Raw genomic sequence first — 12,040 nt, 5'->3', positions numbered from 1 at the left:
GCCAGCGTCATGACCCAGCGCTCGCGCTGACGCCGGCGTACTACCCGGCGGAAGCCGGGTCTGGGAGTCGTTTCGCGCTCACCGTTCGTTCCGCATCGAGCGACGCGCCAGTCGGCCCTCGAAAGTGCGAGATCGACGAAGACGATGACGGGCTCGACAGAGATTGAGATCGAGGGACCGCTTGCCGAGCGCTTCGTGCCAGTCCTTCGGTTTGCGGCCGGGCGAGCGGCACGCCTTGTCCGGTGCGCAGTTCCCGGAGGGCAGGGAGCCCTTCGTCGCGTTCAACGCCTCGCCCTGCTGGGAGAGAGCGGCACGCTCGTCGTCGAGATCACCTACGCGATGCGCTTCTGGCGCAGCGCGATGGGGCTACTACGATCACTTCCTTCGTTCCTCGGCCAGGACGAACGCGCATCCGGGTGACAGCACGAGCCTGACTGTCGTGGTCGAGTCACCGGAGAACAGACGGCGCGCTGGTGCATGAGCTCGTTCCCGAGCGCAGGCGGGATACAAGTGTGGTGTTAATTTCGCCGATCCGACGTGACCTGGAGCGAAAAATGCTCCGGATGAAGACTCGGGACTGGGTAACGTGTACCGCAAGCATGTGCGCGCGCTGGCCTGAAGTCGAGACCTCGCGCTCGATCCGGACGGCCATCCGATCGTGCTTTCGTCGTGGGCAAGATCACTTTACCACCAACGTCATCCCGTATTTCTAGTCGAGCGCTACTGGGAAGACTGCAGCGAGCCTGGTGTTTGGCTTCTGGACTCCGATCAAGATGTGAACAAGTCGCATTTGAACAGGCGCCTCGGTCCCTCCCGTGCTCAAGATGCACTACCCGCTCACCACTCGGCGCCCTCGTGTTCAGCAACGGAGACCTTCGCGGGTGGCTCGGGCAACGCCGTAGGCGAAGACTGGGTCAAAGCGCCTGCGCGTCTGCGAAGTTGGTCCACGACCTCGCGTGCAACTGCGCCCCGCCGCTGGGACGACCTGCCCGCCGAAGCCTCCTGCCGATGCTTGCCTCTTCTGCGGCTCCTGCCGAGCGGGTGGGGCTCTGTGCGTTTCTCTTCCGGCATCGACACGGCACCGGTACGGTCCCCTGGAACTGCCGGAGACCGGGAAAGAACCTGCTGCGGGCGCGCCTCACTCCTCGAAATTCATCGGAAACATCAGCTCGATCTATTTTGGATCGTCTTTTCTGAGCGGTAACCTCTTCTGCGGCGGCTTGTTCGAGAACGGCTGCGAGTCCACCCCACTTCCCCAGATCGTCGGTCGCAAAGGCGCCAAGAACCTCGACACTGACGACGACGGCTCCTTCAACTTCGAGGACCTCTGCCCGACGCAGCCCTCGGCGACGTTCGATCACCTGATCCGGACGGGGACGGCGTCGGCAAGGCGTGTGACCCGAACCCCCAACTACCGGGACACGGGATCGGGAAGGGCTACGCGACCCCACAACCTGCGCGCCTACGCGCCAGCGCCGGGCTGCTCGAAGATCCGAAGCGCCGCGGGTGGCTCGACACGGACCAGGACACGGTCACGAACGGAGCCGACTTCTGCCCAGCCACCCCGGGCGGCTCCGCCGACCAGCTCCCAAACTGGAACCTCTGGGCCGAAAAATCAGTGTTCGTGAGCGACACCGGCAACGCGAGCTACGGCGCCTACGACGACGACGGGAAGGACCTCTCGCCTTACCGGCCGCGCCCGAACGACACCGGATTCATCGAGCGCGGCTCGCTCTGCGATCCATACGAGAACGCCAAGATCTGGCAAGAGCCGGCCTACGCCGGTCTGGTGACGGGCGACGTCTGCCAGCACCACGCAGTTCGGGGAGTCGAAGATCCGGGTCGACGCGGTCCCCCCTCCGCGGCGTGAGCTCGAACGATCTCGCCTTCAGCGGTGGGACCTGCGCGCAGCGCCTGGAGGAGGAGCAAAGAAGCACGGCGCGGCCGTGCGCGTGGACCCGCGCCGCTGCGCGTGCAGCGCGTTCGACAAGAGCCCCGCGGTGAGAGAGGTCGTGTGCTTCGACAAGGACACCGGCGAGTGCCCGCGGGCGTCGCCGCTACCGCAGCAACTGAACACCAATCGGAGCTGGTTCCCTCAAGAGTATCCCAATTGCGCGCGGAAGACCGACATCGTCAGCGGGGTCGCAGTGGACCACTGCATTCCGTTTACGACCACCGCGCCCGTCGCCGCCTCCGCCTTCTGCCCACCCGGCCAGACCTGCCCCAAGGTCCCCGGGGACCTGACCCCCAAAGTCTACCACCTGGGCTGGGAGTGGATCACCGAGCGCACGAATTACCCCGGGCACTTCCGTCCCGAGTGGTTCGAGCTCGGGCAGGGCGCGTTCGGCGGCAGCTACGCGAAGTCGACGGTGGGGTTCACCTTCGCGACGCGCACCTTCCTGGACGGCGTCATCCCTGGCACGAGCTTCCCCCAGGACAGCGACGTCTTCGCGCCGAAGGCAAAGACCTTCAACCGCCCCGTGGGCCAGCACGCCGACGTGGATCCTTGGATCCGCTCCGACGATCCGACTGAAATCCGAGAGCAAGCTCTCGGCTCAGGACAAGCTCCGCCGCACGGGCAGCCTCCGCACGCACTTCAGCGAATCGTTCGCGCAGCCGTCCGAACCCCACCTCGGCCTCAACAAGAACATCCCGAGCGAGTGCAAGCACCTCTACGGGACACCTCCGGCCCAGTCGGTCTGGCTCATCCCGTACAGCAAGTGCATCCCCATCGAGAAGTGCTTCGACCCGCTCGGCGCGGCGTTGCGCGCGGTGGTGAAGAGCACCGTCGACCCGGCCGCGGTGAAGGTCGTCGAGCTCGCCTCGGGGCTGACCCAGGCCGTGCAGGTCGTGCAGCCGGACGGTGGGCTCGCTTCCTCGACTGCCTCATCAGCAACTGCGGACCGCCCGAGGTCAGTGCGGGCTGGCAGATCACCGCGCTCCCTGCCGGCCCCTGACGATGCGGGTTTCGCGGCTCGTGGCCGCTGCCAGCGCTCGCCTGCGCCCGACGGCTTCTCCGACGCGCTCGGCGATCGGATTTGGATCCTGGCCCCAGTCGGTGTCGATGAGAGCGTCGTCGTCTACTCGGTGGTTGGATCGGCGAGCGCGCCCGCGGGCACTTCCCGCGCGGACTTCTTCCTTGGCTCCGAGGACGGCCGGCACGTCGTGGCGTTCGGGGAGGAGCGGGCGGGAGCGCCTGCGTGGCTTCGCTCCTTCGATGTCGACGCGGCATCGTGGACGGAGATCGCACTCCCCGCCGCTCTTCCGGCGCGCGCCAATGCGGCCTACGTGCTGCGCGAGCACGGCCTCTATCGCGCAGGCGGCGAATCGAGCGCCGCGCTCGCGAGCGACGTCATCGCCATCGACTGGCGCAGCGGGCACTTCGAGACCGTCGTCCCCTCCGGGCAGCTCCCGGCACGCGCTCGCCCTGTTCTGAGCTGGGACGTTCAGGGCGAGGGCCTGATCTACGGCGGCGGTGTCGGCGCGGACGGCGCTGCCCACGCCGATCTGTGGTCGCTGCGAGCGGGGCATGGCGTGGCCGAGCGCCTCGTGGCAGATAAAACGCCAGTGGCGCAGGCGCTCGATCCGAGCGGGCTCGTTCTCGCCAGCGGCTTCACCGGCGAGGCGATCTGGTGGAGCGCACCGGGCTACGTCGCGGGTACGGGCGTCGTGCACTCCGTGCGACGCTCGGAGTTCGGGGGCTGGGTCGAGGCCGACATGGCGACCAAAGAGGCGCGCGCTCGCACTTTGCGCCGACGGCTCGATCGCCGAGCGCTGCGCAGCGGCGGCGACCGGTGGCGAACGCCTGGTGCCGCCTGCGCCGCTGGCACCTGCGAGCTCGGTCGCACTGAGCAGGCCGCCGCTTCGCTCGTGCTCCCCGGTGCCGCGGCGCGCGACATCGCGCGAGAGCACTCGACGCTCTGGATCGCTCGCGGCCAGTAGCTCGAGCGCTGGTCGCTCCTCGAGCAGGGTGGCGCCGCGCTCGTGGGCCAGCGTCGACCTGAGCGCACCGATCACCGCGATTGCGGTGCGCGACAACGCCGTCCTCGCGGCCACCGCAAAGCAAGTGGCCAGAGCCGCCATGGTGGACGGAGCCCTTCAGGTGCTCCAGAGCGGGATTGCGATCTGCCGGACCGAGAGCATCGCCAGCGTCGGGCTCCGCGGCTGGCTCGTCGCCACCGGACGGCGCTGCGCTACTCCAGCCCAACGACACTGGCGCGCTCGGGGTTGCGAGCGAGATCGAGCTCGCGATGGTCAAGGGAAAGTGGAGCGCGACTGCGCCGAAGAAGAGCGGAAAGCAGTGCACGCTTCCGCCGGCCGCGGGGGCGCGGGTGAAGACCTCCGTCGCGCGTGACCTTCGACGGGAAGCACGTCGAGCTTCGCGCACGGCAACGACGTCTTCCGGCTGACCTGGGATGCGTCCGGACAACTCTCGCTCTGACGTCACCAGCGTGACCGGCAAGGTCCTGGACCTTCGCGCCACTTCGGATCGCGTGTACGTGGTCGGGAAGCACCCGCACCAGAAGACGGATCCGGGGTCCTCCTCCTCGGCGCCGCGATGACGCTCGATGGACAACACGACGTCGCCGACTGGGTCGAGAGCGAGCAGAGCGGCCCCTACCGGCGCGCGTCACGCCTGAGCGGCGGCGTGGAGGTGGCGTGGCTGGCACAGTAGCCATCGCGCGCTTGCTTGGCGTCGCGCTTGGGGCGCGGCTGTTCTGACATTGGCGCGCAGCTTCGGCAGCCGCTCGAGTCCGGCAGAGAGCACGTCGCCAAAGCCGGACGCAGCACCCGACGTCGATGCCGCGAGCGAGACGGGCAAGCCGGATGTGGAGCTCGACTCGCCTCCCGATCACCCGACGCCACCCCTGGGATCCGGTGGCACGACACGAAACCGGCGTCGTTCGAGGTCGTGCCGCCCGGGCCTCGGCGTGCAAAGGGCTGTGGTGCGGGCTGCAAGGTGATTGCGGAAACGGAGCCCGAGGGCACTGGCCAGCGCCGCCTGCGTGCCGATGACGAGTGGGCGGTCTTTCAGGTCGTTCCGGGCGGGCGAGTGCATGCGGCACTTGAAGACGGAGACGGAGTACGTGGTCGACGATGGGAAGGGGTGGCCGGAGGGGGTCGCGGCAGGGGGCGGTCCGTCGGTCTCGAAGGACATGATCTTCTATACGGTGAGGACGTGGTGGGGGAGCCTGCGGATCGTCCGGTCGCTCACCACGGGCGAAGCCAAGATCGTCTCATCGAGCGACGGTTCTGCCGGAACCATCACGACGTCCTTCGCGCATCCATTCGCCTACTGGGAGTTTGGCCCACCGGACGCCATCTACCGGTTCGACTTGCGTGATGGATCGCTCAAGTGGCTTCCAGGTGGCGGGTGCATCATCATCGAGGGCGCGAGCAACGGCCTGGCGACGTGTGCCGGCGAAGGCTTCGTGGATCTGATCGACTTCGACAAGGGCACGACCATCAAGCTCGGCAGCAGCAAGTTCGAGGATATCGCCGGGAGATTTCGCCGGATGGCAAGAGACCGCAGCCTGGATCGATACGCGCGATCCGGGCCAAAATGGAGCGGTTACGACGTATCTCGACCCCAGCGGTGGAGAGGTTTACATAAGAGACCTCGTGTCGGGGAACGACACGCGTGTCACGTGGGACTCTCCAACGAACCCCATCATTAAGTCGTTTCCTCGCTTGGTTGACGGCAGACTGGCTTGGCAGTCCTGGGCAGGCATCCCGACTCAGTTACCTGCGGATCACTTCATCTGGGAGCTCCCCGCGCCGGTATGGTTCAGCATCAACGGCACGAAGCCCGCCGCCTTGACGGACCCGTTGCGCCCGGTGGCGTTTCCACAACCCATCTCCTCTGGTGTCGTTGGAACCCTGTCACTGGCCAACGACGCTGGCTTCCTGGACACGTACCTCGTCCACATCGCTTGGCCCGCAAGCCCGGACGGTGGGTAGCCTTCGGGTGGAGGTGGCGTGGCTGGCACAGTAGCCATCGCGCGCTTGCTTGGCGTCGCGCTTGGCGGCGCGGCCGTTCTGACATTGGCGCGCAGCTTCGGCAGCTGCTCGAGTCCGGCAGAGAGCACGTCGCCAAAGCCGGACGCAGCACCCGACGTCGATGCCGCGAGCGAGACGGGAAAGCCGCATGTGGAGCTCGACTCGCCTCCCGATCACCCGACGCCACCCTGGGATCCGGTGTGGCGACACGAAACCGGCGTCGTTCGAGGTCGTGCCGTCCGGGCCGCGGCGTGCAAAGGGCTGTGGTGCGGGCTGCAAGGTGATTGCGGAAACGGAGCCCGAGGGCACTGGCCAGCGCCGCCCGCGTGCCGATGACGAGTGGGCGGTCTTTCAGGTCGTCCCCGGTGGCCGAGTGCACGCGGTGCACTTGAAGACGGAGACCGAGTACGTGGTCGACGATGGAAAGGGTTGGCCGGAGGGCGTTGGCGCCGGCGGTGGGCCGTCAGTGTCGAACGGCAAGACCTTCTATGGCGTCACGACCTGGTGGGGTGGCCTTCTCATCGTCCGGTCGCTTCTGACCGGTGAAGCGAAGGTCGTGTTCAGTTGGGATAAGTCGGACGGAACGGGTGCAATTACAACCAGCTTCGCTCATCCCTACGTCTATTGGGAGCGGGTCTCGCCGAATGCACTGCATCGCTTCGACCTTCGCGATGGCTCGCTCAAGTCGATCCCCGGCGGCGGTTGCATCATCATCGAGGGCGCAAGCAACGGGCTGGCGACGTGTGCCGGTGAGGGGTTCGTGGACCTAATTGATTTCGACAACGGCACGACCACCAAGCTCGGCAGCAGCAAGTTCGAGGATATCGCCGGGAGCATTTCGCCGGATGGCAAGACCGCAGCCTGGATCGATACGCGCGATCCGGGCCAAAATGGAGCGGTTACGACGTATCTCGACCCCAGCGGTGGAGAGGTTTACATAAGAGACCTCGTGTCGGGGAACGACACGCGTGTCACGTGGGACTCTCCAACGAACCCCATCATCAAGTCGTTTCCTCGCTTGGTGGACGGCAGACTGGCTTGGCAGTCCTGGGCAGGCATCCCGACTCAGTTACCTGCGGATCACTTCATCTGGGAGCTCCCCGCGCCGGTATGGTTCAGCACCAACGGCACGAAGCCCGCCGCCTTGACGGACCCGTTGCGCCCGGTGGCGTTTCCACAACCCATCTCGTCTGGTGTCGTCGGAACCCTGTCACTGGCCAACGACGCTGGCTTCCTGGACACGTACCTCGTCCACATCGCGGCCGGCCGCAGCCGACGGAGGCTAGGTCGTGTCGGGCGGGACACGCAGGCGTGTAGATGCCATGTTGGCGAGCGTGTCGGCCCCGCGCTTGCCCGTACTGTACCAAAACTGGTCCGCGAAGAATCGGGCCGCATCCCGGTAGTAGTAGCGGAGCGTTCCACCGAGTTGCTTCCCGACATCGAATCGTCCGCCCGCCGTTCGAGTTTGCGGGCGGCGCTTCGATCATCGAATTGGCATCGCCAACAGTCGTCTCGTTGAGCTGAAGGCGAAATCGAAGAGGCAGAAATTTCACAGGAAGTCGGAAGGGCAGTGGGATTGGATTTGAGCGGAGCATGCCCCCGGTCGTTCTGCAGTTCTCTGAGTCCTGCTAAATCTCGGTCCTTCCGTCTTCTTCCTGTGAATCCTCTGCGAAGCGAGAGGCCACCGGTCTCGCGCGGGGGGGCGGGCGGACCGCGCGGGGGAGCGCGACGGCTCACTTCGTCGGGGGCGTGCGGGTCTTCAGTGTGTCGATGGCATGCACTGGCGCCATGTCGCCCTTCATCAGGTGTGTGATGGCGGCGTAGACCATGCGCTGGATCTGAGCAGCCCCTTGCCGGCAAAGGCGGGGGGAGACCACCGAAGCGTGTAGTGGCCGCCGCCTCTCGCTGACCTCGGCCTTCGAGTCCGGGATATCCCGCTCGATGGCCCGCGCAGCGCGTCGGTGACGGAGCCCTGAAAACCAGTGGGGGATGGGACGACATGGTCTCGGCTTTCAGTAGCGGCAGTTTGGGATCGACGGTCTGGGAATCAGGCGTCGACGCCTCCCGCCAGGTCGACACATTCGAGAATCCGGCAGCGAGCAATCGCTCCGCGACCGCCCGGCTGCGGATGCCGTGGTGACAGTAGAGCGACGGCTGCGCCTTGTCGAGCTGCATCAGGAAAGCCTGCCCTCGTCGTCGAGCGCCCGGTCCCCTGGAATGCTCGCGAGGGCGCGTTCACGCTCCGGCCTCACGTCGAACAGCAGCACCTTCTTCGCCAGCAGGGCTGCGAGCGCTTGCGGTTCGATCTGCTTCCACCTCGCTGGCGCGTTGGGGTTCTCCAGCTTGAACCCCCGCCGGTTGTTTGTTCGATGAAGTCGATCTGGAGTCCCCCGAGCCGGCCTGTCGCGCAGTCGCGCGCGGTCGAGGGGAGTGTGAGCCCCCCGTGAGACCACCTCGATGTCGCCGGGCTGCGCGGTCCGAAAAGAGGTCGTTGCGAAAGTCGGCGCTGATTCAGCCCCAGGACGTCGTCGCCGGCGTCGCCGAGAACGCCGCGAAACGCACGCTCGGCGCCCTCACTCAGCGTGATGCCTTCGGCCGGGGCGGCGCGTTGTCGTCGACGCCGAGCAGCTTCTTCGCAGCTCACCCGCCGCGTGTAGCCTGCGCACGATGTCGCACCCGCCCACCAGCTCACCCGCCACGAACAGCTGAGGAATGGTCGGCCCACTGGGAATACCCTTGATGCCCTCTCGGAGCTCCGGGCGACTGAGCACGTTCACGGTCTCGTGAAGGGCACGAGGTCGTCGAGCATCTGCACGACCTGGGCTGAGAACTCCACACTGGGAGCGCCGCGCGTTCCCTTCATGAATAACAGGGACGTGGTGGGTGCTCACTAAGTCGGAGATCTGCTGGCGTGTGGTTTCGCTGAGGCCATGGGGTCTGGCTGCGTAGCACGCTTTTCGACGGGAGCCCCAGGGCCGGTGCTGGCCCAGCTCGCCGGGGAGAACGCGCAACTTGGCGGCGGTCCCTGGGCGGCGCGCTTCCCATTTCGCCGGGGTCCCGGCGTGCCAGAAGTTTCCCATGAGCACCGAGAAGTACCGTCTGGTCACCCGCAGCGATTCTGACGGCCTGGTCTGCGCTGTCTTGCTGAAGGAGCTCGACACGATCGACGACATCCCCGTTCGTCCACCCGGAAGGACATGCAGGACGGCAAGGTCGAGGTCAGCGCTCGGGACATCTCGACCAACCTGCCGTACGTCGAGGGAGTGCACCTTCGTCTTCGACCACCACCACAGCGAGATCCCGCGGGTGGGCAAGCGACAATCACATCTGCGACCCGGAAGGCGGCGTCGGCGGCGCGTGGTCTACGACTACTTCGGGGGCAAGGCGAAGCTGCTGAATGTCGGCGACGACATCATGGCGGCGGTCGACCAGGCGACTCGGCTCCAGTACAGCGAAGCGGAGATCTTGCACCCGGAGGGCTGGGCGCTTCTGAACTTCCTGATGGATGCCCGGACGGGACTCGCTCCGCTTTGAGACTTTCGCATCTCGAACTACCAGCTGATGATGGCGCTGATCGACGCCTGCCGGACCCAGACCATCGAGCGATCCTCGAGCTGCCCGACGTCAAGGAGCGCATCGACCTCTACCGGGAGCACGAGGAGAGTCCGCTGGCGCGCAGCTCCAGGTTGCTCGACCGTGCATGACAAACCTGGTCGTGCCTGATCTGCGGATGAAGATCCCATCTCCGCTGGTAACCGCCTCATATCTATGCGCTTCTACCCCAAGACCAACATCTCGATTCACGTGCCTGCGGTGTTCGAAGAAGAACACGGTATCTTCCGTGGTCGGAAAGTCGATCCTGATCGCGGCTCGCGTACCGGATATTGGTGAGCTGATGCTGACGTTCGGCGGCGGCGGCGGGCACCGTTGCCGCGGGCACTCGCCAGGTCGAGAACGACAAGGCGGCGGGCTGTGCTGGTTTGTGCCCATCGAGCTGATCAACCAGGACGGTTGAGTCCTGGCGCGCGCCGCGCGTCGCGCCGCCGTCGCTCGCACCGCCGCTACCCTGAGCCTTCGCGTTGATGCGTGCCCCGCCGAGCGCGCCAGCGTTTCAGAGCAGGTATGCAGCCCGTACTTCGCCGCCTTGCAGTGTACACCTCTCGGCGCCGCGCTGGCGCGCCCCGCCGAGCTTTCCGCCCTCGCGCTCGCGGCGGCACGGGCTCCGGGCTGCGCACGACCCCTCGCCTCCCTGCAGCCTTACGCCGGTCGCGCCCACCCCCCGTCGTACCGGCAGGCAGCCGCCCGCCCAACGCACCTTCCGATCCGGGCCACCTCAGCCCGCGCCCGCACGGGTTGGCGAGCCCGGCGTCTTCGTGGAGCGTGCAGGTCGCCGGTGACGCGGAGCTTGCCGTGGCGCACGGGCCATCGAGCGCGCGCCGCGCCATCGTGTATCTGCACGGTGCCTGCGGGGATCCCTTGGCGCCCGCGCGCATGGTCAGAGCGGGAGCCGAGCCTCGGCACGTTGATCGCGTCCGAGGCGATCGTTTGAGGCAAGAACGGGCGCTACTCACGGGGGCCCGACACCCGGTCGCCCGAAGCGCGCAAAGCGCCGCGCTGGCGAGGGCAGGCGAGATCCGGGACGCTTCGATGCCAGCGACGTGGTGCTGATGGATACCACAAGGTGCGACGCGGGTACAAGAGCTTCACGCCGCCCAACGCGAGCGTTATCCCCGAGTCATCCTGGCGGGATCCCGGTGGCGCCCTCGGCGCGGCACCTCGCCGGCGCGCACGCCGGTCGCCGCCATCCTCGGCGGACAGCCTGAGCTCACGACCCACGCATGACCGGTGTGCGGGCGCCTGAAGCCCACCGCCATTCCGGTTCGCTTCGATCCTTTATTCTCGAGCGCAGCCCACGGCGACTCCTCGGGCCCGAGGCCGAGCGCGTGATGCGCGAAGCGTTCGGTGGGTTGCTCGCGCAGCCCTGACTTGTGTCGAGCACGCGCTCTCTCGCCCGACCTCTCTGTCACGTCAGCGCGCGACCCAGCGCCACGACGCCTGCCAGAGCTCCGGCCAGGATGTCGTCGGGCCATAGCGATGCCCACTTTCGGCTCGGAGGCGCTGGATCGCGTCGATGGGCCCCCGCCTTCCAGATGTCGAACGAACGAACAGCAACGGCGAGCAGCTCGGCTTTGACGCCTGCTCCCGCGCGATGAGTAGCCGAGGAGCACGCCGGCCACCCCGTCGACCACGACACTCTGAGGATCTTTCTCGCCGAGGCGCTCGGCCTCGGGCGGTTGGCGGCCCAGGTGCCCAGCGCGGTGATCAAGACCACGGTCGTTGCGTATGATGTGGCCGGAGTAAGCGCAACGCGAGGTGCGGAGGCAGCGCGCCCAGCGTCCCACGTTGCCCGGGTGCGACCGGCGAGCGCCCGCAGCCGAACCAGGTGGCAACCACGAGGGCAATCAGAGCCGAACCGCCGTGCGCCGCCGACGATACGCTCGAGGTCGCCACGAAGCCGAAACCTGGCCGGATCGACCACTTCGGCCGGGGCGCGAGCTTCCCGGTTGCCGCGGAGGCGCCGCTCACCCCACGCCCGGCGACTCGAACAGGGGCCGCGCTTCTTCCCTGCGCCGACGTGCGCGCCGGAGCGCGCAAGCACACCGCATGAAACCGCCGAACGACCTTCCGCTTCATCGCACCGCTCATCCCACTCGCGGCCTTTGGGCGCCGTTGTCGCAACAAAGACAAGAACGCCGGCGGCAGCGCCGAGACGCCGGGCACGGCGACGCCTGCTGCTCTTTGCGCAACGCCGCGGCGGCGAGTCAGACGGTAGCCCTGAAGATCCCGGAGCGCTGTGCAGCGCTGGCGAACGCAAGGTAGGGCGCGGCGGGCGAACCGTCGTACGGGCATCACGCCGGTTCAGATGGGCGACAAACTCGTGCTCGGCGGGGCGGTGGGCAACAAAACCCCGGGTGCGCGTAGCTGGACAAACAGGGCAAGGGCGAGCTCATCAACGTCGCGATTGCCGACGGCTCGGATC

General features: G+C 67.0%; 6 protein-coding genes and 2 pseudogenes. 7 read left to right on the top strand and 1 reads right to left on the bottom strand.

Going from position 1 to position 12,040, the window contains the following annotated elements; all coding sequences use genetic code 11:
- Positions 1-1,624: 1,624 nt before the first annotated feature.
- The 6 genes from IPI67_14145 (at position 1,625) to IPI67_14120 (ending at position 7,519) form a co-directional block, all read left to right on the top strand.
- Entirely contained in the window at positions 1,625-1,870 is a 246-nt protein-coding gene (locus IPI67_14145; protein ID MBK7581340.1) for a hypothetical protein, read from the top strand.
- Between the two features lie 76 nt (positions 1,871-1,946).
- Positions 1,947-2,957, top strand: a complete 1,011-nt coding sequence (locus tag IPI67_14140; GenBank protein MBK7581339.1) for a hypothetical protein — start codon at positions 1,947-1,949, stop codon at positions 2,955-2,957.
- 130 nt (positions 2,958-3,087) lie between these two features.
- On the top strand, positions 3,088-3,942 hold the full coding sequence (locus tag IPI67_14135) for a hypothetical protein (protein ID MBK7581338.1): 855 nt from the start codon (positions 3,088-3,090) through the stop codon (positions 3,940-3,942).
- A gap of 1,124 nt (positions 3,943-5,066) precedes the next feature.
- Entirely contained in the window at positions 5,067-5,678 is a 612-nt protein-coding gene (locus IPI67_14130; protein ID MBK7581337.1) for a hypothetical protein, read from the top strand.
- Between the two features lie 13 nt (positions 5,679-5,691).
- Positions 5,692-5,961: a hypothetical protein gene (locus IPI67_14125; protein MBK7581336.1), complete on the top strand. Its 270-nt coding sequence runs from the start codon at positions 5,692-5,694 to the stop codon at positions 5,959-5,961.
- 427 nt (positions 5,962-6,388) lie between these two features.
- Complete coding sequence (locus tag IPI67_14120; protein MBK7581335.1) at positions 6,389-7,519, top strand: PD40 domain-containing protein; 1,131 nt, start codon at positions 6,389-6,391, stop codon at positions 7,517-7,519.
- A 214-nt stretch (positions 7,520-7,733) separates the two neighbouring features.
- On the opposite strand, the pseudogene IPI67_14115 reads toward IPI67_14120, so the two are convergent.
- Positions 7,734-7,954: pseudogene (locus IPI67_14115) on the bottom strand (BolA/IbaG family iron-sulfur metabolism protein).
- 1,124 nt (positions 7,955-9,078) lie between these two features.
- On the opposite strand from IPI67_14115, the pseudogene IPI67_14110 reads away from it, so the two are divergent.
- Positions 9,079-9,998: pseudogene (locus IPI67_14110) on the top strand (exopolyphosphatase).
- Positions 9,999-12,040: the final 2,042 nt, after the last annotated feature.

This window comes from Myxococcales bacterium (assembly GCA_016706225.1).
In the GTDB taxonomy this organism is placed as follows: Bacteria; Myxococcota_A; Polyangia; order Polyangiales; family Polyangiaceae; genus JADJKB01.
This window is presented reverse-complemented; position numbering and strand designations above follow the sequence as displayed.